General features: G+C 71.6%; 20 protein-coding genes and 4 pseudogenes. 11 read left to right on the top strand and 13 right to left on the bottom strand.

Annotated features, from left to right (window positions below; translation table 11 throughout):
• The first annotated feature begins 74 nt into the window (after positions 1 to 74).
• Complete coding sequence (locus tag AB0G63_RS34835) at positions 75 to 1,337, top strand: DUF2637 domain-containing protein (RefSeq protein WP_360758685.1); 1,263 nt, start codon at positions 75 to 77, stop codon at positions 1,335 to 1,337.
• A 134-nt stretch (positions 1,338 to 1,471) separates the two neighbouring features.
• Here the strand turns inward: AB0G63_RS34835 and lysS are convergent, their stop codons facing one another.
• Positions 1,472 to 3,211 (bottom strand): lysine--tRNA ligase, encoded by a 1,740-nt coding sequence (gene lysS, locus AB0G63_RS34830; RefSeq protein ID WP_360758683.1) that lies wholly within the window; start codon positions 3,209 to 3,211, stop codon positions 1,472 to 1,474.
• A 128-nt stretch (positions 3,212 to 3,339) separates the two neighbouring features.
• Here lysS and argS point away from each other — a divergent pair, with 128 nt between their 5' ends.
• Together argS and AB0G63_RS34820 are read left to right on the top strand one after the other, a co-directional pair.
• Positions 3,340 to 5,103, top strand: coding sequence for an arginine--tRNA ligase (gene argS / locus AB0G63_RS34825; RefSeq protein WP_360758681.1), 1,764 nt, complete (start codon positions 3,340 to 3,342; stop codon positions 5,101 to 5,103).
• Positions 5,104 to 5,273: 170 nt separating this feature from the next.
• Positions 5,274 to 6,116 (top strand): DUF4253 domain-containing protein, encoded by an 843-nt coding sequence (locus tag AB0G63_RS34820; protein WP_360758679.1) that lies wholly within the window; start codon positions 5,274 to 5,276, stop codon positions 6,114 to 6,116.
• Positions 6,117 to 6,122: 6 nt separating this feature from the next.
• Here the strand turns inward: AB0G63_RS34820 and AB0G63_RS34815 are convergent, their stop codons facing one another.
• The 3 genes from AB0G63_RS34815 to AB0G63_RS34805 all read right to left on the bottom strand — a co-directional run bounded on the left by AB0G63_RS34815 (position 6,123) and on the right by AB0G63_RS34805 (position 9,203).
• The gene (locus AB0G63_RS34815; protein ID WP_360758677.1) at positions 6,123 to 7,367 is read right to left on the bottom strand and encodes a PLP-dependent aminotransferase family protein; all 1,245 of its coding nucleotides are present in this window, start codon (positions 7,365 to 7,367) and stop codon (positions 6,123 to 6,125) included.
• 118 nt (positions 7,368 to 7,485) lie between these two features.
• Positions 7,486 to 8,388 carry an SAM-dependent methyltransferase gene (locus AB0G63_RS34810; RefSeq protein ID WP_360758675.1) on the bottom strand — a complete coding sequence of 301 codons (903 nt, stop codon included), beginning with the start codon at positions 8,386 to 8,388 and terminating at the stop codon, positions 7,486 to 7,488.
• Between the two features lie 98 nt (positions 8,389 to 8,486).
• Positions 8,487 to 9,203 carry a TetR/AcrR family transcriptional regulator gene (locus AB0G63_RS34805; RefSeq protein ID WP_360758674.1) on the bottom strand — a complete coding sequence of 239 codons (717 nt, stop codon included), beginning with the start codon at positions 9,201 to 9,203 and terminating at the stop codon, positions 8,487 to 8,489.
• A gap of 132 nt (positions 9,204 to 9,335) precedes the next feature.
• Here AB0G63_RS34805 and AB0G63_RS34800 point away from each other — a divergent pair, with 132 nt between their 5' ends.
• Positions 9,336 to 10,346 carry a hypothetical protein gene (locus tag AB0G63_RS34800; RefSeq protein WP_360758706.1) on the top strand — a complete coding sequence of 337 codons (1,011 nt, stop codon included), beginning with the start codon at positions 9,336 to 9,338 and terminating at the stop codon, positions 10,344 to 10,346.
• A 67-nt stretch (positions 10,347 to 10,413) separates the two neighbouring features.
• Here AB0G63_RS34800 and AB0G63_RS34795 read toward each other — a convergent pair.
• A pseudogene (locus tag AB0G63_RS34795) lies at positions 10,414 to 10,836 on the bottom strand (transcriptional regulator); the annotation flags it as partial.
• Positions 10,837 to 10,841: 5 nt separating this feature from the next.
• Between AB0G63_RS34795 and AB0G63_RS34790 the strand changes: the two are divergent.
• A pseudogene (locus AB0G63_RS34790) lies at positions 10,842 to 11,263 on the top strand (DUF4232 domain-containing protein); the annotation flags it as partial.
• A gap of 10 nt (positions 11,264 to 11,273) precedes the next feature.
• Here the strand turns inward: AB0G63_RS34790 and hemB are convergent.
• The 3 genes and pseudogenes from hemB to AB0G63_RS34775 form a co-directional block, all read right to left on the bottom strand.
• Positions 11,274 to 12,272 carry a porphobilinogen synthase gene (gene hemB / locus AB0G63_RS34785; RefSeq protein WP_360758672.1) on the bottom strand — a complete coding sequence of 333 codons (999 nt, stop codon included), beginning with the start codon at positions 12,270 to 12,272 and terminating at the stop codon, positions 11,274 to 11,276.
• 67 nt (positions 12,273 to 12,339) lie between these two features.
• On the bottom strand, positions 12,340 to 12,543 hold the full coding sequence (locus AB0G63_RS34780) for a hypothetical protein (RefSeq protein ID WP_360758710.1): 204 nt from the start codon (positions 12,541 to 12,543) through the stop codon (positions 12,340 to 12,342).
• Between the two features lies 1 nt (position 12,544).
• A pseudogene (locus tag AB0G63_RS34775) lies at positions 12,545 to 12,727 on the bottom strand (hypothetical protein); the annotation flags it as partial.
• A 57-nt stretch (positions 12,728 to 12,784) separates the two neighbouring features.
• Between AB0G63_RS34775 and AB0G63_RS34770 the strand changes: the two are divergent.
• The 3 genes and pseudogenes from AB0G63_RS34770 to AB0G63_RS34760 form a co-directional block, all read left to right on the top strand.
• Positions 12,785 to 12,901: pseudogene (locus AB0G63_RS34770) on the top strand (DUF397 domain-containing protein); the annotation flags it as partial.
• A 422-nt stretch (positions 12,902 to 13,323) separates the two neighbouring features.
• The gene (locus AB0G63_RS34765; protein WP_360758670.1) at positions 13,324 to 14,634 is read left to right on the top strand and encodes a hypothetical protein; all 1,311 of its coding nucleotides are present in this window, start codon (positions 13,324 to 13,326) and stop codon (positions 14,632 to 14,634) included.
• Positions 14,598 to 14,906: a hypothetical protein gene (locus tag AB0G63_RS34760; RefSeq protein ID WP_360758668.1), complete on the top strand. Its 309-nt coding sequence runs from the start codon at positions 14,598 to 14,600 to the stop codon at positions 14,904 to 14,906. Before AB0G63_RS34765 ends, AB0G63_RS34760 begins: the two co-directional genes overlap by 37 nt.
• 231 nt (positions 14,907 to 15,137) lie before the next feature.
• On the opposite strand, the gene AB0G63_RS34755 is transcribed toward AB0G63_RS34760, so the two are convergent.
• The 5 genes from AB0G63_RS34755 to AB0G63_RS34735 form a co-directional block, all read right to left on the bottom strand.
• Positions 15,138 to 16,844, bottom strand: coding sequence for a uroporphyrinogen-III synthase (locus AB0G63_RS34755; protein WP_360758666.1), 1,707 nt, complete (start codon positions 16,842 to 16,844; stop codon positions 15,138 to 15,140).
• Complete coding sequence (gene hemC, locus AB0G63_RS34750) at positions 16,841 to 17,800, bottom strand: hydroxymethylbilane synthase (RefSeq protein WP_360758664.1); 960 nt, start codon at positions 17,798 to 17,800, stop codon at positions 16,841 to 16,843. Before hemC ends, AB0G63_RS34755 begins: the two co-directional genes overlap by 4 nt.
• A complete protein-coding gene (locus AB0G63_RS34745) occupies positions 17,797 to 19,527 on the bottom strand; it encodes a glutamyl-tRNA reductase (RefSeq protein WP_360758662.1) in 1,731 nt (576 codons plus the stop codon). The genes hemC and AB0G63_RS34745 overlap by 4 nt, the downstream gene beginning before the upstream one ends.
• Complete coding sequence (locus AB0G63_RS34740; protein ID WP_360758660.1) at positions 19,524 to 20,285, bottom strand: redox-sensing transcriptional repressor Rex; 762 nt, start codon at positions 20,283 to 20,285, stop codon at positions 19,524 to 19,526. Before AB0G63_RS34740 ends, AB0G63_RS34745 begins: the two co-directional genes overlap by 4 nt.
• A gap of 236 nt (positions 20,286 to 20,521) precedes the next feature.
• The gene (locus tag AB0G63_RS34735) at positions 20,522 to 20,803 is read right to left on the bottom strand and encodes a glutaredoxin family protein (RefSeq protein ID WP_351899798.1); all 282 of its coding nucleotides are present in this window, start codon (positions 20,801 to 20,803) and stop codon (positions 20,522 to 20,524) included.
• A 96-nt stretch (positions 20,804 to 20,899) separates the two neighbouring features.
• On the opposite strand from AB0G63_RS34735, the gene AB0G63_RS34730 reads away from it, so the two are divergent.
• The 3 genes from AB0G63_RS34730 to AB0G63_RS34720 all read left to right on the top strand — a co-directional run bounded on the left by AB0G63_RS34730 (position 20,900) and on the right by AB0G63_RS34720 (position 24,581).
• Positions 20,900 to 21,820 (top strand): HAD-IB family hydrolase, encoded by a 921-nt coding sequence (locus tag AB0G63_RS34730; protein WP_360758658.1) that lies wholly within the window; start codon positions 20,900 to 20,902, stop codon positions 21,818 to 21,820.
• Between the two features lie 530 nt (positions 21,821 to 22,350).
• Positions 22,351 to 23,121, top strand: coding sequence for an ECF subfamily RNA polymerase sigma factor, BldN family (locus AB0G63_RS34725; RefSeq protein WP_360758656.1), 771 nt, complete (start codon positions 22,351 to 22,353; stop codon positions 23,119 to 23,121).
• Positions 23,122 to 23,354: 233 nt separating this feature from the next.
• Positions 23,355 to 24,581: a DUF5667 domain-containing protein gene (locus tag AB0G63_RS34720; protein ID WP_360758654.1), complete on the top strand. Its 1,227-nt coding sequence runs from the start codon at positions 23,355 to 23,357 to the stop codon at positions 24,579 to 24,581.
• The last annotated feature ends 106 nt before the right edge of the window (positions 24,582 to 24,687 follow it).

Genomic DNA, 24,687 nt, shown 5'->3' with positions numbered 1-24,687 from the left:
TACCGGCACCATGTCCGCCGTACACATGTGCCACTCTGTTGCGCGCAACAACACGCAAGGGGAGGGGAGTACGGGTGGCCGCGCCACTGCAGCTGACTCGGATGCACCGCGTTCTCATCGGTGTGGTCGTGACCGGCGCCGTGATCATCGCCGGCATCGGCTTCGCCGGTTCCTACGCCGCCGTCCGCGAGCTTGCGATCAAAAAGGGCTTCGGGAACTTCTCCTACGTGTTCCCGATCGGCATCGACGCGGGCATCTGCGTCCTGCTGTCCTTGGATCTCCTCCTGACCTGGATCCGCATCCCGTTCCCGCTGCTGCGTCAGACCGCGTGGCTGCTGACGGCGGCGACGATCGCCTTCAACGGCGCGGCCGCCTGGCCGGACCCGCTCGGCGTCGGCATGCACGCGGTGATCCCGGTGCTGTTCGTGGTCTCGGTGGAGGCGGCCCGGCACGCGATCGGCCGGATGGCCGACATCACCGCCGACAAGCACATGGAGGGCGTCCGCCTCACCCGCTGGCTGCTCTCGCCGGTCCCGACGTTCCTGCTGTGGCGGCGGATGAAGCTGTGGGAGCTGCGCTCCTACGAGCAGGTGATCAAGCTGGAGCAGGAGCGGCTGGTGTACCAGGCGCGGCTGCGGTCGCGGTTCGGCCGGGCGTGGCGCAGGAAGGCCCCGGTGGAGTCGCTGATGCCGCTGAGGCTGGCCCGGTACGGGGTCCCGCTGGCCGAGACGGCCCCGGCGGGGCTGGCGGCGGCGGGCATCGAACCGGCGTTGCTGCCGCCGGCTCCCGCGCCGGAGCCGACGCCGGAGCCGGCGCTGGCGCCGCAGGTCGCCGCGCCGGCGGCGATCCGCTCAGTGGAGGCGGCGCCCGCGCCGCAGCCGGTGCCCGGCCCGGACGAGAGCCCCTGGCTGCACGCCCGGCACCCGCAGGAGATCGAGTACCACGGCGACTACGACCCCACGTACGACCCCGAGCAGTACGCCCAGTGGATCGCGGAGCAGCAGCAGGCCGAGCAGTACCAGGAGCAGTACGTCGAGGAGCCGTTCGCCGAGGAGCCGTCCCCGGAGGAGACCGGCAGCTTCCCCATCCCGGTCAGCCCGGGCCGCACCCGGGAGCTGGGTGAGGGCGGCGGCCCGCCGGAGCCCAGCGAGGACGCGTACTACCAGGTCTTCCGTGAGTCGATAAAGAGCGGCAACGGAGCGCCCACCCCCCGCGGGTTCATCGCGGACGTGGAGGCGACGTACGGCATCGAGCTCCCCGAGGCGGACGCCAAGCGCATGGTGAACCGCTTCTCCAACCGCCTCAACGCGGAACTGACGGACGAGCACATCGCCTGACCCCTGGACAGGTGAGCGCATAAGCGCATAAGCGCACGAGTTCACGAGTTCACGAGTTCACGAGTTCACGAGAAAAGGGGCCCTCGAAGCGAGGGCCCCTTTCCTGTCGCCTTCCGGTGCCGGCCGGCCGCCGGCTACTCGCCGAGCAGGCGCCGCACCCGCTCCTGGCCGACCGCCAGCAGCAGCGTGGGCAGCCGCGGACCGGTGTCCCGGCCCACCAGCAGGTGGTACAGCAGCGCGAAGAAGGACCGCTGGGCGGTCTTGATCTCCGGCGGCAGTTCCTTGGGCGTGGCGTCGGCGGCGAAGCCGGCCTGCACCTTGGGCACGCCGTAGACGAGGTGCGTCAGGCCGTCCAGCGACCAGTGCGACTCCAGGCCGTCGAGCAGCAGGCGCACGGACTGCTGGGAGGCCTCGTCGAGGGACTTCAGCAGTTCGGCGTCGGGCTCGTCGCGCACGATGGTCCGCTGGTCGGCGGGCACGTGCGTGTTGATCCAGGCCTCGGCCTTGTCGTAGCGCGGCCGTGCCTCGTCCAGCGAGGCGAGCGGGTTGTCCGGGTCGAGTTCGGACAGGATCCGCAGCGCCTGGTCCTGGTGGCCGGCGGTGATGTCGGCGACCGACGCCAGCGTCCGGTACGGCAGCGGCCTCGGCGTCCTCGGCAGGTCACCGCTCGCCGTGCCGACCGCGCGGGCGTGCGCGGCGAGGTCTCCCGGCAGCGCGGAGCCGTCGGCAACCTTGGCGTCGAGCTTGTCCCACTCGTCGTAGAGGCGCTGGATCTCCTGGTCGAAGGCGATCTTGAAGGACTGGTTGGGCCGGCGCCGGGCGTACAGCCAGCGCAGCAACTGCGGCTCCATGATCTTCAGGGCGTCGGCCGGGGTCGGCACCCCGCCGCGCGACGACGACATCTTGGCCATGCCGCTGATGCCGACGAAGGCGTACATGGGCCCGATGGGCTGCTTGCCGCCGAAGATGCCGACGATCTGGCCGCCCACCTGGAAGCTGGAGCCCGGTGAGGAGTGGTCGACGCCGCTCGGCTCGAAGATGACGCCCTCGTACGCCCACCGCATGGGCCAGTCGACCTTCCAGACCAGCTTGCCGCGGTTGAACTCGTTGAGCCGGACGGTCTCGGAGAAGGCGCAGGCGGTGCAGCTGTACGTCAGCTCGGTCGTGTCGTCGTCGTAGGACGTGACCGTGGTCAGGTCCTTCTCGCAGTTGCCGCAGAACGGCTTGTACGGGAAGTACCCGGCGGAGCCGGAGGAGCCGTCGTCCTCGGACGCGGCGCCCGAGCCCTCCTCGGCCTGCAGCTCGGCCTCGTCGACGGGCTTCTGCGTCTTCTTCGCGGGGGCCTTCTTGGTCCGGTACTGGTCCAGGATGGCGTCGATCTCCTGCCGGTGCCGCATGGCGTGCAGGATCTGCTCGCGGTAGGCGCCGGAGGTGTACTGCTCGGTCTGGCTGATGGCGTCGAACTCCACGCCCAGCTCGGCGAGCGAGTCGACCATGGCGGCCTTGAAGTGCTCGGCCCAGTTCGGGTGCGGTGAGCCCTTCGGCGCGGGCACGGACGTCAGCGGCTTGCCGATGTGCTCCGCCCAGGTCTCGTCGACGCCCGCCACTCCGGCCGGCACCTTGCGGAACCGGTCGTAGTCGTCCCAGGAGATCAGGTGCCGGACCTGGCGGCCGCGGCGGCGGATCTCGTCGGCGACGAGGTGCGGGGTCATGACCTCCCGGAGGTTGCCCAGGTGGATGGGTCCGGAGGGGGAGAGACCGGACGCGACGACGACCGGTTTGCCCGGGGCCCGACGCTCCGACTCCTCGATGACCTCATCCGCGAAACGGGAGACCCAGTCGGTGGTCTCGGTGCTCTGAGCCACGATCGGCACGTCCTTCTTTCTGAACGGGGTGACACCCCATTCTCACAGACCGGATCGCGCACGGGAAAACCGCTTTACCCCCCATGGGATACTGAGTGTGTCTATCCATCCCCACGAGGAGAACGGCACCCCTTCCTATGGCCTCGGTCACGTCCCTCAGCGATTCCGTCCAGCAGCGCCTCGCGTCCGCCCTCTCGGCCACCCTGCCGGAGGCCGCCGACGCCGACCCGCTGCTGCGACGTAGCGACCGGGCGGACTTCCAGGCGAACGGCATCCTGGCGCTCGCCAAGAAGGCCAAGGCCAACCCGCGGGAGCTGGCCGCGCAGGTGGTGTCGCGGGTGGAGACCGGCGGCCTGTTCAAGGAGGTCGAGGTCTCCGGGCCCGGCTTCCTCAACATCACGGTCACCGACGAGGCGATCACCCGCAACCTCGCCGCCCGGGCCGCCGACCCCGAGGGCCGTCTCGGCGTGCCGTACGCCGACGCTCCGGGCACCACGGTCATCGACTACGCCCAGCCGAACGTGGCGAAGGAGATGCACGTCGGCCACCTGCGTTCCGCGGTGATCGGCGACTCCGTCGTCAAGCTGCTGGAGTTCACCGGCGAGACGGTGGTCCGCCGCCACCACATCGGCGACTGGGGCACCCAGTTCGGCATGCTCATCCAGTACCTGGACGAGCACCCGCACGAGCTGGACCACAAGGCGTCCGAGGTCACCGGCGAGGAGGCGATGTCGAACCTCGACCGCCTCTACAAGGCCGCCCGCAAGCTGTTCGACTCCGACGAGGAGTTCAAGACGCGCTCGCGGCGCCGGGTGGTGGACCTCCAGGCCGGCGACCCGCACACGCTCGCCGTGTGGCAGAAGTTCGTGGACGAGTCGAAGATCTACTTCTTCTCCGTCTTCGAGAAGCTGGACATGGACATCCGCGACGCGGACATCGTCGGCGAGTCGGGCTACAACGACATGCTCGCCGAGACGTGCCGCCTGCTGGAGGAGTCCGGCGTGGCGGTCCGCTCCGAGGGCGCGCTGTGCGTGTTCTTCGACGACATCAAGGGCCCGGACGGCAACCCGGTCCCGCTGATCGTGCAGAAGTCCGACGGCGGCTACGGCTACGCGGCCACGGACCTGTCGGCGATCCGCGACCGCGTCTTCAACCTGAAGGCGCACTCCCTGCTGTACGTCGTCGACGCCCGCCAGGCGCTGCACTTCCGGATGGTCTTCGAGACCGCCCGCCGGGCCGGCTGGCTGAACGACGACGTGCAGGCGGCCCAGCTCGCGTTCGGCACGGTCCTCGGCAAGGACGGCAAGCCGTTCAAGACCCGTGAGGGTGAGACGGTGCGGCTGGTGGACCTGCTCGACGAGGCGATCGAGCGGGCCAGCGCCGTGGTGCGGGAGAAGGCGCAGGACCTGTCGGAGGAGGAGATCGCCGAGCGCGGCGCCCAGGTGGGCATCGGCGCGGTGAAGTACGCGGACCTGTCGACGTCGGCGAGCCGCGACTACAAGTTCGACCTGGACCAGATGGTGTCGCTGAACGGCGACACGTCCGTGTACCTGCAGTACGCCTTCGCCCGGATCCGGTCGATCCTCCGCAAGGCCGGCGAGGCGCGCCCGGCCGCGCACCCGGAGCTGGAGCTGACCGCCCCGGAGCGGGCCCTGGGCCTGCACCTGGACCAGTTCGCGGAGACGGTCGCGGAGGCCGCGCGGGAGTACGCCCCGCACAAGCTGACGGCGTATCTGTACCAGCTCGCGTCCCTGTACACCTCGTTCTACGACAAGTGCCCGGTCCTGAAGGCCGAGACGCCCGAGCAGGTCGAGAACCGCCTCTTCCTGTGCGAGGTCACGGCCCGCACCCTGCACGAGGGCATGGCCCTGTTGGGCATCCGCACCCCCGAGCGCCTCTGACGCACGGCCCGGCGCTCCGCCCGCGGCACCCCGCCGTACGACCGGGGGTGCGGCGTGCGGAGCGCCGACGTCTGTGGCAGCCCGTATGTCTGTGGCAGCCCGTATGTCTGTGGCAGCCCCTGATGTCAGTAGCCGCCCCTGTGTCAGTGGCTGCCCCTACAGTCACTGGCATGGCTACCCTTCCCAACCCGCTTCCCAGGCTGGCTACCGACCCGAGCGGGCGTGCGCTCGGGCTGGAACTCCCGCCCGGGAGACTGATCGACGCCACCGACGAGGGCACGTGGCACGAGCCGCTGCTGTGGCACGCCGGGCGCTCGGCGTCCTCCGGCAACTGGGCGCGGCTCGCCGCGCCCGCCTCCCGGCTGGGGCTGCTGCCGGTGCTCGTGGACGTGGGCGACCAGGTGGGCGGCCCGGACCAGTGGGAGTTGCGGCCCGGGAAGATGTCCTACCCCGGTGATCACGACGCCGACGAGGTGCTGGCCGGGTTCTGGGAGGACTACGTGGCGGACACGTCCGGCGCCGAGGAGGACGACGCGGACCTGGAGGAAACGCTCGCCCCCTTCGGCCCGGACTGGCCCGGCCTCGCCCCCGAGCGGACCCTGTCCGCCGACCCCGACGTCCGGGCGGCCGAGATCGCCGACCGCCTCCTGAGCGACGGCTCCTGGTTCGAGGACCCCCGCCTCGCGCTGGTCCCGGCCCGCCGCTCCGCCGACATACCGGCGGCCCTCGGCTGGCCCGCTCCGGTGAACCACGAAGACGACACGGCCGTGCTCTGCGCGGTACTGCGCTCCTGGGAGGACCGCTTCGGCGTCCGCGTCGTCGCGCTCACCTACGACCAGCTCGTGCTGTCGGTCGCGGCGCCGCCCACCACCCGGGCCGAGGCCGAGGCGGTGGCCGCCGAGCACTTCGCGTTCTGCCCGGACAGCATCGTCCAGGGACACCACGAGACGGTGCGCGCGTACGCCGAACACGCGGTCCGGGACCAGCGGATGTGGTCGTTCTGGTGGGACTGAGCGGGCTCAGCCGAGGGTGTTGCCTCCGAGCGCCCTGCCCAGCCTGCGCAGCCCCTCCGTGATCTCCTCCGGCGTGTGCGTGACGAAGCACAGGCGCATCGTCGAGGTGTCCGGCGGGCCCGCGTGGAAGGGCGCGCCGGGCACGTACGCCACGTCGTGCCGCACCACGTCCGGCAGCAGGGCCGTGGTGTCGTACTCCTCCGGCAGCCGGGCCCACAGGAACATGCCGCCGGCGGGCCGGTTCCACGTGGAACCGTCGGGAAGGGCGTCGGCCAGCCCGGCGAGCATCGCGTCGCGGCGCTCGCGGTAGGCCCCGGCCACCCGGACGACGTGCCCGTCCAGGTCCCGGTCGGCCAGGTACCGGGCCGCGGCGAGCTGGTTGACGGTCGGGGTGTGCAGGTCCGCGGCCTGCTTGGCGATCGCGCAGGCCCGGCGCAGCGCGGCGGGCGCCCGCAGCCAGCCCAGCCGCAGGCCGGGCGCCATGACCTTGGAGAAGGAGCCGAGCAGCACGGTCCGGTCGCGGGCGTCGTCGAAGGAGGCGATCCAGGGCACCCGCTCGCCCTCGAAGCGGAGTTCGCCGTAGGGGTCGTCCTCGACGATCCACAGCCCCCGGCGGGCGGCCACCGCGGCGACGGCGGCCCGGCGGCCGGCGGGCATGGTGCGGCCGGTCGGGTTCTGGAAGGTGGGCACGGTGTAGAAGAGCTTCGGCCGCTCGCTCACCACCAGCGCCTCCAGCGCCTCGGGGTCGACGCCGTCGGCGTCCGTCGGCACGGCCACGACGCGCGCGCCCGCGAGGCCGAAGGCCTGGAGGGCCGCCAGATAGCACGGGTCCTCGACGAGGACGGTGTCGCCGGGTTCGAGCAGGGCGGTGGCGAGGAGGGAGAGTGCCTGCTGGGAGCCGGTGGTGACGAGGATGTCGTCGGCGTCGGTGGCGAGGCCGCGGGCGCCGGTGCGGGCGGCGAGCGCGGCCCGCAGCGCGGGCTCGCCCTCCGTCGTGGAGTACTGCAGCGCCCGTTCGGGCGCCTCGGCGAGGACGGCCCGGAAGGCGGCCGCGACCCCGTCGGCGTCGAACAGTTCCGGAGCCGGCAGCCCGCCCGCGAAGTTGACGACCTCGGGGCGGGCGGTGACGGCGAGGATGTCCCGTACCGGCGAGCCGCCGACCGTACGGACCCGTGCCGCGAGCGGCGGCACGGGAGCGAAGGCAGGGGCGGGAGCTGGAGCGGAGGCTGGCACAGGCTCGGTGACGGTCATGACACGGCTCCTTCGGCTGCGGCGACGTCGTCTCCCGCCGCAGCCTAGGGAAGTACGTGCAACCTACAAGCGGCTTTCCGGGATGCGGACGGCCGTACGCCGCTGCCCGCCCGGGTGGTCACAGCTTGTTGCCGACGGCCGCGTAGACGTTGATGTCGGCGTCCGTGACGTCGTTGATGTCGGCGTACCGGACCCTCTCGATGGCGTCGAGGGTCTCCAGGTGGGCGGCATCCGGCTGTTCGGGCACCGGGGCGGCGCCGTCGGGGCGCCAGCGGTGGACCGGGACCACGCCGGGCTCGGCGGGCACCAGGGAGTTGTCGGTGAGGAAGCGCTCGACCTCCGCCCTGGTCCGCAGGACGAAGGTGAAGCCCCGCTCGGTGTAGGTGCGTTGGACGGCGCGGATGTTCTCGGGGTTGAGGTCCTCGGTGAGGTGGCTGAGGACCAGGCGGCTGCCGGACGGCAGCGCGTCGAGGAGGCCGCGCACGATCGGGTACGCCTCCTCGTCCTCGACGAAGTGCAGGATGGCGACCAGGCAGAGCGCGACCGGCTCGTCGAAGTCCAGGATCTTGGCGGCCTGTTCGAGGATCTGCGCGGGGTTCTTGAAGTCGGCGTCGATGTAGTCGGTGCGCCCCTCCGGCCCGGAGGTGAGCAGGGCGCGCGCGTGCGCCAGCACCACCGGGTCGTTGTCGACGTAGACCACGCGGGAGTCGGGGATGATCCGCTGGGTGATCTGGTGGACGTTCTCCGCGGTGGGCAGGCCGGTGCCGATGTCGAGGAACTGGCGGATGCCGTCCTCCCTGGCCAGCGTGGTGACGGCGCGGCGCAGGAAGTCGCGGTTGTGCCGCACGTCGAGGTAGCCGCGCGGGTTGGCGGCGAGCGCGGCGGCGGCCGCGGCCCGGTCGACGGGGTAGTTGTCCTTGCCGCCGAGGAAGACGTCGTAGACGCGGGCGGGGTGCGCCTTGGTGGTGTCGATCCTCCTTCTCAGCTCGGCGGGGTCTTGACTGAGGGCGTCACCGGGCACGGGAGTCTCCCTGACAGATCGAGGCAGCGGTTAGACAGAAAACGACAGACCGTCAACAACCTAACTCCGAAGACGACTTTTCGGTGCCCGATATCTGCCTACGACGTGCATGGGAGTGCAGGAGCATCCACTGCTCGTTCAACGGATGCCCCCGTCGGGCCGGCCTGGTTGTGCTGCTCGGCGGCGTCGAACGCGGGCGCGAGCGGGGCCAGCGCCACGCGGAGCCGGTCGGGCAGCGAGCCGGAGGGCACGACCAGTCCCCCGGCGGCGAAACTCTCGGCGGCCTCCGCGTTCCCGGCCGGCCGGAGCCAGCCTTCCAGCGCGATGCGAACTGCCGCGGCCACGCTGGCCGCGAGGACGCGGGCTGTGTGCACTTCGGCGTCGTCCAGGCGTTCGGCGATCACCTCCGCGAGAGGGCGCTCGATGCCGGCGGCGGTGTCGAGGAACGCGTCGCGCAGCGCGGCCCGGGTGGTGATCAGCAACAGCGCCTCGTGTTCGCGCTCGCCGGTGTTCGTGTACTGCTCGACCACTGCTTCGGTGACGGCGTCAGCCAGGCGCACTCCTGCGGGCCGGGCCGCGACCGCCGCCGCGATCCGCGCCTCCCGGTCCGCGGTGACAGCGGAGACGATCGCCTGCTCGCGGCTGGCGAAGTAGTTGTTGTAGGTGCGCGGCGAGACCCCGGCCGCCTCGGCGATGTCCTCGACCCGCACCTGGTCCGGCCCGCGCTCCATGGCCAAGCGCAGGGCCGCCTCGCGCAGCGCCTCGCGCGTGGCCTGCTTCTTCCGCTCCCGCAGCCCTGGTGGTGGTGTCGTCACGGTGTCAGCGTTCCACACAGGACTGCGCACGCGCAAAATTGCGTGCACGCAAACTTGCGCACACGCAATTTCCCTGTCAGCCTCGACCCGACCGAGACCGACTGAGGGGACGTCGCCATGCGAGCAAGAGGAATGACGTACGACACCGGATTCGTCGTGCACGGCCAGGTATCCCGCGAGGACTTCGACCCCGCGGTGGTCCGGCGCGAGCTCGCCATCATCCGCGATGACCTGCACTGCAACGCGGTCCAGATCATCGGCGGCGACCCCGGCCGACTGGAGCTGGCCGCCGGTGCCGCCGCCGAGCTCGGCCTGGAGGTGTGGTTCTCGCCCTACCCGCTGGAGCTGGATCCGGAGCACATCCTCACCCTCTTCCGCGACTGCGCCGAGCGAGCGGAACGGCTCCGGCGGCAGGGGGCCACGGTCGTGTTCGTCGCAGGGGTCGAGCTGAGCGTGATGAACCGCGGCTTCCTGTCCGGGGAGAGCCCCGAGGAGCGGGTCGAGCAGCTGATGAGCCAACCCGAGCGGCGGGCCGAAGCGATGCGCGAACTCGGCGTGCGCATCAACCAGTTCCTCCGCGAGGCCGCGGCCACGGTCCGCGAGTGCTTCCAGGGCAGGCTCACCTACGCGTCCATCCAGTTCGAGCAGGTCGACTGGACTCCCTTCGACATCGCGACGTTCGAGCTGATCCGCTCCGCCGAGGTCGCCGACCGGTTCCGGGACGCGGTGCGCACCCTGGCCCGAGGCCCGAAGCCGCTCGCTGTCACCGGCTTCGGCACCGCGGCCTACCGCGGCGCGGGAGACCGCGGTGGGCGGGTGCTGGAAGTGGTCGATCATCACCCCGAGACCAAGGCCCCACTACGGCTGAACGGCATATACGAGCGTGACGAGGCCGGCCAGGCGGCGTATCTGAGCGAACTGCTGGAGATCTTCGAGACCGAGGGCGTGGACAGCGCGTTCGTGTTCCTGTTCGCTCTGCCCGGCTACCCGCATCGCCCGGACGGCGATCCCAGGGACGACTTGGACCGGGCCGGCCTGGGCATCGTCAAACTGCTCGAAGGGCGCCGGGGCCGGACCTACCCCGACATGGAATGGGAACCCAAGGCCGCCTTCACGGCAGTGGCGCAGCGGTATCGAAGGTGACGGGCCCCGCGCACGGTGGCCGTCGTTCGCCGCACGCCAGGATGTGGCGAACGAACCCGACCAAGTCCTACCGGGAAACGTCCGTCGTCCCCTCCGCGACCCACTGCGAGCCGCCGAGCGGGAACCCGTAGGCCGGGCGGCCGTTGCTGCCGCTGGTGTGGAACGGGCGGCCGTGGTCGTCCAGGACCAGCGTCCCGTGCCGCGAACCGCTGGACCAGTCCAGCTCCAGGTACCAGCGCACGTCGTACGCCGAGGCGTCGGCCTTGACGGGGAAGACCTCCGGGTCGGACCCGCTCACCTTGAACGGGAAGTCCCGGTGCCCCGCCTCGGGCACCACGGCGGGCCGCGCGGCGTCGAGCGCCACCGTGAAGGACCGGGTCGGCACGTCGCCGCCGCAGCCGACGCCGGGATAGCCCATCGCGCAGTCGTTCCAGGCGAGCGGCGACCGCTTGCCGGCCGTGCGGACCGTCATCCGCTCCAGCACCACCGTGCCGCGTGCCGTGCAACGGCTCCAACACCACCGTCACGGCGCAGGCGGTGCCGCGCCCGCTGAACCACCTGCTGATCACGGTGAAGAACACCGGCTCGCGGACCTGCGGCCGACGTACTGCCCGGTGCTGCGCTTCGACGAGATGCAGTGGGTGCCGCAGCCGGTCGAGGCCAGCCACCCGCAGGCGGTGACGACCCTGGCGCCCGGCGAGTCCGGCTACGCGGGCGTGCTGCTGTCGGCCGCCGACGGCAGCGGCGACGGCGGCACCGCCGGCCACAGGCTCACGGTCGGCTTCCAGCCCACCACCCCGAACAGCAGCGGGGGCGCCGCCGCGACGCCCGCGCCGCCGGCCAAGGGCGTGTACTACGACAGCACGCTGGCGGTGACGTACTGGCAGCAGAACATGGACGACGCCCTGACCTACTGACCCTGCTGACCTACTGAGCGCGCAGCTTCTGGGCCACCTCGGTGGCCCAGTAGGTGAGGATGTTCTGCGCGCCCGCCCGCCGGATGCCGGTCAGCGTCTCCAGGATGGCCCGGTCGCGGTCGATCCAGCCCTTCTCGGCGGCGGCCTCGATCATCGAGTACTCGCCGGAGATCTGGTACGCGGCGACCGGCACGTCCACCGCGTCGGCGACGCGCGCCAGGACGTCGAGGTAGGGGCCGGCCGGCTTGACCATCACCATGTCGGCGCCCTCCTCCAGGTCGAGGGCCAGCTCCCGCATCGACTCGCGCAGGTTGGCCGGGTCCTGCTGGTAGGTCTTCCGGTCACCCTGGAGGGAGGAGGCGACGGCCTCGCGGAAGGGCCCGTAGAAGGCGGAGGCGTACTTCGCGGTGTAGGCGAGGATCGCGACGTCCTCCCGCCCGATCTGGTCCAGGGCGTCGCGGATGACGCCGATCTGGCCGTCCATCATCCCGCTGGGCCCCACGACGTGGGCGCCGGCGTCGGCCTGGACCTGGGCCATCTCGGCGTACCGTTCGAGGGTCGCGTCGTTGTCGACGCGCCCTTCCGCGTCCAGCACCCCGCAGTGCCCGTGGTCGGTGGTCTCGTCGAGGCACAGGTCGGACATGACGAGCAGGTCGTCGCCGACCTCGGCCCGCACGTCCCGGATGGCGACCTGGAGAATGCCCTCCGGGTCGGTCCCCGGCGTGCCGACGGCGTCCTTCTTCTCCTCCTCCGGCACGCCGAACAGCATGATCCCGGAGATCCCGGCCGCCACCGCCTCCGCGGCGGCCTTCTTCAGACTGTCCCGCGTGTGCTGCACGACGCCGGGCATCGAGCCGATCGGCACGGGCTCGCTGACGCCCTCCCGCACGAACGCCGGAAGGATGAAGTCCGCCGGGTGCAGCCGCGTCTCGGCGACCATGCGCCGCATGACCGGGGTGGTGCGCAGCCGACGGGGACGCGTACCGGGAAAGGAACCGTACTTCGTCATACGCCCTACGCTACGCCCGCCCCGACCACACCTTTGCCGACGGTGTGTCGGCCCAGGTGCGGCCCTCCTACGCCGGGTCCCCGTTGGTCTCCGCGATCTCCGTCAGCAGTGCCTTCCGCCGTCGCGGGGACAAGGAGTCCCCGTCGACGCTGTGCATGCCCCATGGAATGGGGCAGGGTCCTTCGTGGTCCGGATCGGGGCACAGGACTTCCACGATGCGGTCCATCAGTTCCTCGTGCTGGGCCGCCGTGGCGATCAGCCCGATGTTCACCGCCGATGTCGACGAGCGGGCTCGGCGCGAGCCCGAGCGACTCGCCTCGATGCTCCATGGCGGTCAGCAGGTACGCGTACGCCTGTCCCAGTACGCGGGCTGCCATGATCGAGTCGTACGGGTAGTCCCGCATGAGGAGCCCGACCTGCTTCTCCCACAGGTCGGCCGGAACGACATCCCGCACGGAGCGGACCGGGCGGCTCGTCGGGTCGGTGGTGGGCAGTGATGCAACAGTGCTGCCGTCGCCACAACTCCGGCAACCATCCATGTGCGGGACTCCAAAATCCCGAACGGCCCCCGCCTCGTCCTCACCCCCACCACTTGGGCGACCTTCCTGCCGTACGCCTCTGGGCACTGACCGAACGAACGCATGTGGCCTGCACAGCGCACGGGTGCGGGCCACATCTGCGTATGGTGCCGGGCATCGCGACAGAGCGAACGTCGCCTGTCGGAGCACGAGGCCTGCCGACCGTTTCGCCGGCCACCGGCACCGCCGTGCACATGCCGAAGTGGACCAGAGCTCTCCCGGCGCCGTACGTCCCGGCCGGATCTCCGAAGCTTTCCGGACCCGGCCCGCCGTCCCGGCCCGAGTTCCACCGGAAGTCGCCGAGCAAAGAAGAAAGGGGCAGTGGCCGTAGAACGGCGAGTGCCCCTTTAAGTCTGCTGCCAATATAGCACGGCCTTTCCTGGACGAGCAGGACAAGTGTGGTGATCGGCTAGGGTGCTGCGATGGCATCACCCCCTGTTTCGGAACCCTACGCCCGGCACGTATTAGCCCGGATGGCGGACTACTTCACCGACGAAGGCACACCATGGGCGCGTCGGCTGTGGGACATGGGATCCGTACTGGCACTGGAAGAACTGTGGGAGGCCGGCTACTGGCAGGCCCACGGGGTGCTCTCACAGACCGCCTGTGACTGGCAGCGCAATGAGCTCAGCGCCTTGATCGGTCCCGATCGAGGCCTTGGTGACAGGGAGTTGCGCAAGGAACTCACCGACCTGCTGAAAAAGCCACTAACCGATCCGAGCCCCGCCCGCCGCCGCCTCAAGGAGATCATCGGCCACGTGCGGGCCGGCTACCTGGAACGCTGGGCAGCCGCCGTGAAGGTTCCCGTCGAAGGGCGCGTCAAGCCGGAGCGGTACTCCCGCACCGTCGCCTCTCACCTCCTGGACCTGGGATACAGCGCCGGCCATCTGAAGGCATGGGCGAACGCTCTTTATCAGGCACGCGCAACCACGGCAGACATCGCAGACAGTGCCGCAGAACTCGCCAGGACCCCGGCCGGCATGTTCGAGGTGCTGGTGGTGCTGGAGAAGGTGCCACGGCGGGAGCTGGCAGAGCCGCTGGACAACTGGCTGGGCAAAGGCAAGGTCGTGAGCTGGCTGCGCGAGCACGGCCACGACACATCGGGTGTCCGCCCCGGAGGCGGATTCGTCTACCAGGTCCAGGCCCGCGACCCCTTCAGCGCCGCCGAGCAGGCACGGCAACTGGTGGAACGTATGACCGCGCGCGCCCAGTTCCTGCGCAAGGACCGGGGCGGTGTGAAGCCCCTCCCGTCCCTCTGGGTCGCGGGCCGATCCCAGCCCGTCCCGCTCGAACCCCCGGCTCGGGGCGCGGATGTCCTGACGCTGGTCAACGAGGGACACCTCTACCGCATCACAAGCCAGCGCAGCCGGATCGACGATGCCCTGGAACTCGCGGCCGCGTCAACCGTGGTCCGATGGCTCCGGCTGTCGCCGGCGCCTGGGCCGCTGTGGAATCGCTGCTTTCGCATCCGGACGATCCAAGAGAGAACGAGCGCTCGGGCAAAGCGGTGGCAGCCGACCGGATGGCGGCCATCATCGCCTGCTCCTGGCCCCGCGCCGAGCTCACCGCCCTCGCGCACCGGCACAAGCCCCGGGAAGCAGATGACCTCACCCGTGCGATCGCGGCCTGCACCACGAATCGGGAACGCGCCAGGCTGGTCGCCGAGGCATTGCGCACCACAGGAGCCGGGGCACTGGACTTCACCCGGACGCCCACCAAGTACTCCGACAACCCCGCTGCCCAGCGCATGGCCGACCTGGTGCGAGACCCCCGACCAGTTCTGAACGACGTCGCGGGAGCCTTTCGGATCGCGCTGCGGCGCCTGTACCGCACCCGGAACATCATCCTGCACGGCGGTGCCACCCAAGGCGTGGCGCTGGAGGCGTCGCTGCGCACTGCCGCGCCGCTGGTGGGCGCGGGACTGGACCGCATCGTGCACGCCGCGTACGCCGAGGACCTCACCCCTCTGGACCTCGCTGCCCGGGCCGAGGTCGCCCTCCGGCTCGTCAACGGTGAAACCGGACTCTCCGTGGTCGATCTGCTGGAATCCGCCTGAACACAGTGATCGTCGGCGGTCACGTCCGGCCCCGTACGAGTCGGCCACCCCCGGCGCCTGACCCGCAGGCCGGGGCGGCAGCAGCGGCCTGTCAGGAAAACCGGCTGGCCCGTGGGCTCGGGGTTCGCACAGGCCGGGCCGGTGATCAACGACGGTGAGGCGAAGCGTTCCTGCAGAAACGCTCCGCCTCGCTGGACTCCCGTCGGCCACCTCGCCGGGCCGGCGACCGGCTCAGGTCGTAGACCGGCGCCTCCGCGCCCCCGGTCGCCGCTCGCTCGGCCGGGTGACCGGGTCGCCGGCCTCCAGGGCCGCCGCGCGGCGGCGCCTGCCGAAGTCGGCCAGGGCCTCCGCCAGCTTGTGCACGGACGGCTCCGGGGCCATGACGTCGACCCGCAGGCCGTGCTCCTCGGCGGTCTTGGCCGTCGCCGGACCGATGCACGCGATCACCGTGACGTTGTGCGGCTTGCCGGCGATGCCGACCAGGTTCCGCACGGTCGAGGACGACGTGAAGAGAACGGCGTCGAACCCGCCCCCCTTGATCGCCTCCCGCGTCTCGGCCGGCGGCGGCGACGCCCGCACCGTCCGGTAGGCGGTGACGTCGTCGACCTCCCAGCCCAGCTCGATCAGCCCGGCGACGAGGGTCTCCGTGGCGATGTCGGCGCGCGGCAGGAAGACGCGGTCGATCGGGTCGAAGACGGGGTCGTACGGCGGCCAGTCCTCCAGCAGACCCGCGGCCGACTGCTCGCCGCTCGGCACCAGGTCCGGCTTCACGCCGAAGGCGATCAGCGCCTTCGCGGTCTGCTCGCCCACCGCCGCGACCTTGATGCCCGCGAAGGCACGCGCGTCGAGGCCGTACTCCTCGAACTTCTCCCGCACCGCCTTGACCGCGTTGACCGACGTGAACGCGATCCACTCGTAGCGGCCGGTCACCAGGCCCTTGACGGCACGTTCCATCTGCTGGGGCGTGCGCGGCGGCTCGACGGCGATGGTCGGGACCTCGTGCGGCACGGCCCCGTAGGAGCGCAGCTGGTCGGAGAGCGACGCCGCCTGCTCCTTGGTCCGCGGCACGAGCACCCGCCAGCCGAACAGCGGCTTGGACTCGAACCACGACAACTGGTCGCGCTGGGCGGCGGAGGAACGCTCACCGACCACGGCTATCACCGGCCGGCCGCCCTCCGGCGAGGGCAGCACCTTGGCCTGCTTCAGCGTCTGCGCGATCGTGCCGAGGGTGGCGGTCCAGGTGCGCTGGCGCGTGGTCGTGCCGGCGACCGTGACCGTCAGGGGGGTGTCGGGCTTGCGGCCGGCGGACACCAGTTCGCCCGCGGCGGCGGCGACGGAGTCGAGCGTGGTGGAGACGACCACCGTCCCGTCCGAGGCGCCCACCTCCGTCCAGCACCGGTCCGACGCCGTGCGGGCGTCCACGAACCGCACGTCCGCCCCCTGCGCGTCCCGCAGCGGGACACCGGCGTACGCGGGCACGCCGACGGCCGTGGCGACACCCGGCACGACCTCGAAGGGAACACCGGCGGCGGCGCAGGCGAGCATTTCGGCGGCGGCGTACGTATCGAGTCCCGGGTCCCCGGACACCGCACGCACGACCCGCCTGCCGCCCCGCGCGGCCTCCATGACAAGATGTGCGGCATCCCTTACCACGGGGACACCAGCGGTTGTTGACGTGCCGTCAACGACCGCCAGCTGAGGTGCGCCCGTGCCCGGCACCGGATCCGACGAGGAGTCCGGGTCGGTGTGCACTTCGGCGACGCCTTGCCTGGCGTGCTTGCGCACCACGTCGAGCACGTCGTGCTCGGCGACCAGAACGTCCGCGTTCGCCAGCGCCTCGACGGCGCGCAGAGTCAACAGTCCCGGATCTCCGGGTCCGGCACCCAGGAAGGTGACGTGCCCGTGTACGAGGCCGGCGGGAAGGGTGGTGGGGCTCACTGTGCTCGCTCCCCCATCAGACCGGCCGCGCCCTGGGCAAGCATCTCGGCGGCGAGTGCGCGGCCGAGCTCCGTTGCCCGGTCGTGCGTCTCGGGCACGGGACCGGTGGTGGACAGCTGCACCATGCTCGTGCCGTCGGTCGTGCCGACGACGCCGCGCAGGCGCATTTCCTTATCTGTCTGCCCGTCGGACAGCAAGTCGGCCAGCGCGCCCACAGGGGCGCTGCAGCCGGCCTCCAGGGCGGCGAGCAGTGCACGCTCGGCCGTCACGGCGGCCCGCGTGAACGGGTCGTCGAGCTCGCCGAGCGCGGCGATCAGCTCCGCGCGGTCCGCGGCGCATTCGACCGCCAGGGCCCCCTGGCCGGGGGCCGGCAGAATCGTGTCGACCGACAGGAAGTCGGTCACCTCGTCGAGGCGGCCGAGCCGGTTCAGCCCGGCGGCGGCCAGTACGACGGCATCGAGCTCGCCGTCGCGCACGTATCCGATCCGCGTGTCGACGTTGCCCCGGATCGGACGTATCTCGATGTCCAGCCCGTGGCTGCGCGCGTACGCGTTCAGCTGGGCCATCCGGCGCGGGGAGCCGGTGCCGATGCGCGCCCCGCGGGGCAGGTCGGTGAACTTCAGCGCGTCCCGGGCGACGATGACGTCCCTCGGGTCCTCGCGCACGGGTATCGCGGCCAGGACCAGGTCCGCGGGCTGCGCGGTCGGCAGGTCCTTGAGCGAATGAACCGCGAAGTCGACCTCGCCGCGCAGCAGCGCCTCCCGCAGGGTGGCCACGAACACACCCGTGCCGCCGATCTGCGCGAGGTGCTCGCGGGAGGTGTCGCCGTAGGTGGTGATCTCGACGAGTTCCACGGGCCGTCCGGTCACCTGGCTCACGGCGTCCGCCACCTGCCCGGACTGGGCCATGGCGAGCTTGCTTCGCCGCGTCCCGAGCCTCAGTGCCTTGTCTTTCATGCCGGCCCTCGGTTCTTGCTGTTCTTTTCGGAGGTGTCGGAGCCGTCGGCGCGGGAGACGGCGGCCACCGTCTCCTGGTCGAGGTCGAAGAGGGTGCGCAGCGCGTCCGCGTACCCGGCGCCGCCGGGCTCGGCCGCGAGCTGCTTGACCCGTACGGTCGGCGCGTGCAGCAACTTGTCGACGACGCGCTTGACCGTCTGGGTGATCTCGGCGCGGTGCTTGGCGTCCAGGCCGGGCAGCCGCCCCTCGAGCCGGGCGATCTCGCCCGCGACGACGTCGGCGGCCATGGTGCGCAGGGCGACCACGGTGGGCGTGATGTGCGCGGCCCGCTGCGCCGCGCCGAAGGCGGCGACCTCGTCGGCGACGATACGGCGGACCTGGTCGACGTCGGCGGCCATCGGCGCGTCGGCCGAGGCCTCGGCGAGCGACTCGATGTCCACCAGGCGCACCCCGCTCAGCCGGTGCACGGCCGCGTCGATGTCCCGGGGCATCGCCAGGTCCAGCAGGAACAGCACCGGCTCCGGCCGCGGCGGCTCGGGTACCGGCTCGGGTCTGCGGCGCTCGGGTATCCGGCCGACGGCGGCGGCGGTCGCGGCGAGCGCGGTGATCAGCTCGGCGTCGGCCTCGAGGCTGCGGCGTACGGCTTCCCGCCGGTCGGCGCCGCCGCCCGCGACCCAGGCTCCGTGCTGCTCCAGGGTCGCCGCGTCCATGCCGGCCACGGCGGCCTCGCCCATGACCGAGAAGCGGGTCTGCGCGGCGGACAGCTCGAGCGGCCGGCCCTCCTCGGTGTCGAGGAGGGTGGGCGGCGTGGGCGGCAGGTCGCGCGGGGCGTCGTCGCGTACGTCGGCCCGGCGGTCCGTGGGACCTGCCGGGCCGCTCTCGGGCGCCCGGGCCCCGGTCGCCGCGGCGACCGCCGCCGCCGTCAGCACGAGCCCGGTGGCGCCGGTACAGGAGACGGCGACGTCGGCACGTGTCAGCTCGTCCGGCACCGACGCCATCGGCACCGCGCGGGCCGCCACGCCCGTGTCGGCTCCCTCGGTGAGGATCTGCGCGAGGCGCTCGGCGCGGTCGAGGGTGCGGTTGGCGACCACGACCTCGGCGACCCCGGCCCGCGCGAGCGTCGCCGCGGCCAGCGACGACATCGAACCGGCGCCTATGACGAGGGCTCTCTTGCCGCGCGCCCAGAGCTGCACCTCGCCGCCCGCGGCCAGCTGCTCCAGGCCGAAGGTGACCAGCGACTGGCCGGCGCGGTCGATGCCGGTCTCGGAGTGGGCGCGCTTGCCGACCCTGAGCGCCTGCTGGAACAGGTCGTTCAGCAGCTTCCCGGCGGTGTGCAGGTCCTGTGCCCTGGCCAGGGAGTCCTTGATCTGCCCGAGGATCTGCCCCTCGCCGACGACCATCGAGTCCAGCCCGCAGGCCACCGAGAACAGGTGGTGAACGGCGCGGTCCTCGTAGTGGACGTACAGGTAGGGGGTGAGCTCCTCCAGCCCGACGCCGCTGTGCCGGGCCAGCAGCGTGGACAGCTCGGCGACACCGGCGTGGAACTTGTCCACGTCGGCGTACAGCTCGATGCGGTTGCAGGTGGCCAGCACGGCGGCCTCGGTGGCCGGCTCGGCGGCGACGGTGTCGTGCAGCAGCTTGACCTGGGCGTCCGAGGCCAGCGCGGCGCGCTCCAGGACGCTGACCGGGGCACTGCGGTGACTCAGTCCGACGACGAGGAGACTCATGCCGGCATCACGGCGGGGACGTCCCCGTCGGGCCCCTGGTCGGCGGACTCGGTGCGGGCGGCGACGGTGACGCCGCCGTCGCCGGACGCTGCTTCCTCGCCGGCCTTGCGCTGCTCGTGGAAGGCGAGGATCTGCAGCTCGATGGAGAGGTCGACCTTGCGGACGTCGACGCCGTCGGGGACGTTCAGCACCGTCGGCGCGAAGTTCAGGATGGAGGTCACCCCGGCGGACACCAGCCGGTCGCAGACCTGCTGGGCGGCGCCGGCGGGGGTCGCGATCACGCCGATGCTGACGCCGTTGTCCTGGATGATCGTCTCCAGGTGGTCGGTGTGCTGCACCGGGATCCCGGCGACCGGCTTCCCGGCCATCGCGGGATCGGCGTCGATGAGGGCGGCGACCCGGAAGCCGCGGGAGGCGAACCCGCCGTAGTTGGCCAGCGCGGCGCCGAGGTTTCCGATGCCGACGATGACAACCGGCCAGTCCTGGGTCAGACCGAGTTCACGGGAGATCTGGTAGACGAGATACTCCACGTCGTACCCCACGCCCCGGGTCCCGTAGGAGCCGAGGTAGGAGAAGTCCTTGCGCAGCTTGGCGGAGTTGACGCCCGCCGCGGCCGCGAGCTCCTCGGAGGAGACCGTGGGCACCGAGCGCTCCGACAGTGCGGTCAGCGCCCGGAGGTACAGCGGAAGGCGGGCGACGGTGGCCTCGGGAATCCCTCGGCTACGGGTCGCCGGTCGGTGTGTTCGGCCAGTTGCCACGGTGCTCCTGCGGGTAGAGCGGGGCTGTAGGCGGTCACACGTCCCCAGACCGCCCCGTCGAATGCAGGCTATGTCTTTGTGAACGCGTGCACAAAGATTGTGTCCGATTTGCCCGGCCAACGTGACCGGGGTCACGCGCACTGTTCCTGGGGGCAAAACCGACTCACTCCTCGCGAAATCCCGCCCCCGAGACCAGACCACCATCGATCCTAAGCGACACCCGCCGGACGCCTGTACTAGTCGGTCAGTTCTTTGCGGAGGCGATTTTCGTCCACCCGCCAGAAGGTGTGCTGCCTGCCGTCGACGAGCACCACGGGCACCTGCTCCCAGTACTCGTCGTACAGCTTGCGGTCCTGGGTGATGTCCTTCTCCTCGAAGGGGACGCCGAGATCGCCGCAGACCTTCTCGACGACGAGCCGCGCGTCGTCGCACAGGTGGCAGCCGGGCTTGCCGATGAGGGTGACCAGCCGCTCCGCGGGAGCGGCCTTGCGCCGGAAGATGGGAGTCATGCCGGCCATTGTCGCGCCTGTCTTAACGACACGGCCGCGGAGAGTTCACGGCGTTCGAACCTCACGGCCGGGGAAGCGGCGCACGAAATGGCTATGCTCACGGTCATGGCCGCTCTCGGATGGCTCACTCACCGTAGGCGCTCCGCCACGGCGCGGAGCGTGTTGGCAGGCGAGGCCTCGGCGGAGGCAGCGCGCAAGCACTCGCAGGAGGTGCCGGCGCCCGAGGAACCCACGTTCCCGGTGCTCGGCGACGACAAGGCCGCCGCCTTCTTCGACCTCGACAACACCGTCATGCAGGGCGCCGCGCTGTTCCACTTCGGCCGCGGCCTGTACAAGCGGAAGTTCTTCGAGACGCGGGACCTGGCGAGGTTCGCCTGGCAGCAGGCCTGGTTCCGGCTGGCCGGGGTCGAGGACCCCGAGCACATGCAGGAGGCCCGCGACTCGGCGCTGTCCATCGTCAAGGGCCACCGCGTCGCCGAGCTGAAGTCGATCGGCGAGGAGATCTACGACGAGTACATGGCCGAGCGCATCTGGCCGGGCACCCGCGCCCTCGCACAGGCCCACCTGGACGCCGGCCAGAAGGTGTGGCTGGTCACCGCGGCCCCGGTCGAGATCGCCCAGGTCATCGCCCGCCGCCTCGGCCTGACCGGCGCCCTCGGCACGGTCGCCGAGTCGGTCGACGGCGTGTACACCGGCAAACTCGTCGGCGAGCCGCTGCACGGCCCCGCCAAGGCGGAGGCGGTGCGCGCGCTGGCCGCCGCGGAGGGCCTGGACCTCTCCCGCTGCGCCGCCTACAGCGACTCCCACAACGACATCCCGATGCTCTCCCTGGTCGGCCACCCCTACGCCATCAACCCGGACAGCAAGTTGCGCAAGCACGCCCGCGAACTGGACTGGCGGCTGCGCGACTACCGCACCGGCCGCAAGGCGGCGAAGGTCGGCATCCCGGCGGCGGCGGGCGTGGGCGCGGTGGCCGGCGGCACGGCGGCGGCGCTCGCCCTGCACCGACGCCGCCGGTTCAGCTGACCGGGCCCACGCGACCGGGCCTCGCCACGCCCGCGACAAGGCGCCCACGCCAGGCGTATGACAGGCGCCGAGGACAGACGCCGAGGACAAGCGCCGAGGACAAGCGCCGAGGACAAGCGCCGAGGACAAGCGCCGAGGACAAGCGTACGACCGCCTCCGGGACGGGCCCACGACCTGCGCACGACCGGACCACGACCGGACCACAACAGGCCCGCGACCGGCGCCGGGACAGCCCCAGGACGGCCCTGGCAGCACCCGCCCCGCCCTGCCGCGTTGGCTGCACACGGCCAGAACACGCCCCGTACCGCGACGAACATGGACGGATTCGATCAGCAAACGGTCACGCTGCGGCACCCGATAGAGCGTCAAACGGTTACGGAAGCGACGTAATCGATGATTTGAGCAACTGGGTGTAGCAGCGCCTGCACGAAGCGTTATTCTCCTCAGACGCAATCCGGTTCCCCTCCGTCGCTACGACGGGTGAACGGTTCCGCACTGCACGTGATGGAAGCTCTGCCTCTGGGAGTCCCGTGTACCCACACGTCGGGGTTGACGCCTCGGGCCTGGCTACGCTGCGCGCAACGGTCCAAGACCTGTTGCGCGGCTTCGTCCCCACCGCGTACGCCGTCCCCGCCCTCGCCGTAGCCGGCGCCCCCGTCGGCCCGTGCTACGCGCTCGCCGACGGCAGCGCCGCCGTCGGCGGACGGGGACGCACGACCGGCGCCACCGCCCGCCGCCCGGCCGCGGACAGCGACAGCGCCCGGATGATGGACCTCGTCGAACGCGCCCAGGCCGGCGAGGCCGAAGCCTTCGGCCGGCTCTACGACCAGTACAACGACACCGTCTACCGCTACATCTACTACCGGGTGGGCGGCCGGGCGACCGCCGAGGACCTCACCAGCGAGACCTTTCTGCGCGCCCTGCGCCGCATCGGCACCTTCACCTGGCAGGGCCGCGACTTCGGCGCCTGGCTCGTCACCATCGCCCGCAACCTCGTCGCCGACCACTTCAAGTCCAGCCGCTTCCGCCTGGAGGTCACCACCGGCGAGATGCTCGACGCCAACGAGGTCGAGCGCTCCCCGGAGGACTCCGTCCTGGAGTCCCTCTCCAACGCCGCCCTCCTCGACGCGGTGCGCCGGCTCAACCCCCAGCAGCAGGAGTGCGTGACACTCCGCTTCCTGCAGGGACTCTCCGTCGCCGAGACCGCCCGCGTGATGGGCAAGAACGAGGGGGCCATCAAGACCCTGCAGTACCGCGCCGTGCGCACCCTCGCCCGGCTGCTGCCGGACGACGCCCGCTGAGCCGCCACCCTCAGCGACGTCCAACTCACGCCCAGTGAAAGCCCGTTGACTCCCCGATGCGATCATCCGCAGTCCGTAACCCAAGTGCCGCGCCGCTCGTTGTGCGGGATGCAGGCTCCCTGTGGTGACTCCCTGACCGCCTCCGATCATGCGATCGTGTGGATGCGGCCAGTGCGGGCAGCCCTCAGGACCCCCTGGGGAGTCGACCGTCATGACGAGAGGAGGTGCCGCCAGTGATCGCGAACGTATCGGCGCACCGGCGGGCGAGCGCCTTCGCCCAGGCCCTGGAGGAGCAGTCCGAACGGGACACGGCGGCCGAGCAGTCCGAAGGATCGCCCCCGGCCCCGCCCGGCGCCGAGCGGACCGGGCAGGGCGAGCTGCTCGCCATCGCCGCGGGCCTCGGCGCGCTGCCCAAACCGGAGCTCGACCCCGAGGTCAAGGTCGTCCAGCGTGCCCAGCTCGTGGCCGCGTTCGAGGCCATGCTGCGGGAGGGCGCCGGCGAGGAGGCGACGGACCCTTCGCTGCCCGGGCAGCGTGCCCACCGGGCCCGGGGCGCTCACCGGGCGAGTCCGCTGGGGAAACTGCGACCGCGTTCGCGGCTCACCAAGGGGCTCGCCGCGGGCGGGCTGAGTGTCGGAGTGGCCGCGGGCGCCTTCGGCGGAGTCGCCGCTGCCAGCTCCGACGCCCTGCCCGGTGACTCGCTCTACGGCCTCAAGCGCGGCATCGAGGACTTCAAGGTCAACTACCTGACCGAGGGCGCCGACGAGCAGGGCAAGGCCTATCTCGACCTGGCCTCCACCCGGCTGAACGAGGCACGCCGCCTGATGGACCGCGGCCGGGCCGGCCCCCTCGACCACGAGTCCGTCGGCGAGATCCGCCGCGCCCTGTCCGGCATGCAGCACGACGCCTCGGAAGGGCACCGGCTGCTGCACGAGGCCTACCAGCGCGACCCCGACTCCCTGGGCCCCATCCAGGCCCTCTCCGCGTTCTCCCGCTCGCACCGCGAAGCCTGGGGCGCCCTGCGCGACAAGCTGCCCGTGCAGCTCGGCGACGTCAGCGAACAGGTGTCGTCGGTGTTCGACGCCATAGACGAAGAGGTCGCCCCGCTGGAATCGCTGCTCCCCGAGCCCTCGGCCGGGGACGGCCGCACGGGCGAGCGGCGGGGCGCGGGTCCGTCGGCCACCGACACGGCCGGTTCCGGCCGGTCCGCGCCGCCGAGCACCGGCAGCCGCTCACCCGACGGCAGCCGCTCCAGCAGCCCCGGCGGTTCGTCCACGTCCGGCACCGACGACGGCCTGCTCGGCGGCAACACCGGCGGCCTGCTCGATCCGCCCAAGGAGAGCGGCAGCGCCTCCCCGTCCGCCGGCAAGTCGCCCACCAGCGGCCCCGACGTGACCATCCCGCCGCTGCTCCCGGGCCTGCTGCCCGGCCTGGGCATCGATAGCGAGGACGCGAACTGACGCAGGCGTACGGCGCGTACGACGGCGGGGGGGGCCCCCCTGGGGGGGGCCCCCCCCCCGGGCGGGGGGCGGGCTAGGCCCGACCGCCGGGGGCGGGGCGACGCAC

It is taken from the genome of Streptomyces sp. NPDC020996 (assembly GCF_040641355.1).
Classification (GTDB): Bacteria; Actinomycetota; Actinomycetes; order Streptomycetales; family Streptomycetaceae; genus Streptomyces.
The sequence above is the reverse complement of the archived record's forward strand: the minus strand, read 5'-3'. Positions and strand labels throughout refer to the sequence as shown.

Coding starts and splice junctions, on each gene's coding strand:
- argS (WP_360758681.1), top strand. CDS start 3,340: ATGGCCTCGGTCACGTCCCTCAGCGATTCCGTCCAGCAGCGCCTCGCG.
- AB0G63_RS34820 (WP_360758679.1), top strand. CDS start 5,274: ATGGCTACCCTTCCCAACCCGCTTCCCAGGCTGGCTACCGACCCGAGC.
- AB0G63_RS34815 (WP_360758677.1), bottom strand. CDS start 7,367: ATGACCGTCACCGAGCCTGTGCCAGCCTCCGCTCCAGCTCCCGCCCCT.
- AB0G63_RS34800 (WP_360758706.1), top strand. CDS start 9,336: ATGACGTACGACACCGGATTCGTCGTGCACGGCCAGGTATCCCGCGAG.
- hemB (WP_360758672.1), bottom strand. CDS start 12,272: ATGACGAAGTACGGTTCCTTTCCCGGTACGCGTCCCCGTCGGCTGCGC.
- AB0G63_RS34765 (WP_360758670.1), top strand. CDS start 13,324: ATGGCGGACTACTTCACCGACGAAGGCACACCATGGGCGCGTCGGCTG.
- AB0G63_RS34760 (WP_360758668.1), top strand. CDS start 14,598: ATGGCCGACCTGGTGCGAGACCCCCGACCAGTTCTGAACGACGTCGCG.
- hemC (WP_360758664.1), bottom strand. CDS start 17,800: ATGAAAGACAAGGCACTGAGGCTCGGGACGCGGCGAAGCAAGCTCGCC.
- AB0G63_RS34745 (WP_360758662.1), bottom strand. CDS start 19,527: ATGAGTCTCCTCGTCGTCGGACTGAGTCACCGCAGTGCCCCGGTCAGC.
- AB0G63_RS34735 (WP_351899798.1), bottom strand. CDS start 20,803: ATGGCCGGCATGACTCCCATCTTCCGGCGCAAGGCCGCTCCCGCGGAG.
- AB0G63_RS34730 (WP_360758658.1), top strand. CDS start 20,900: ATGGCCGCTCTCGGATGGCTCACTCACCGTAGGCGCTCCGCCACGGCG.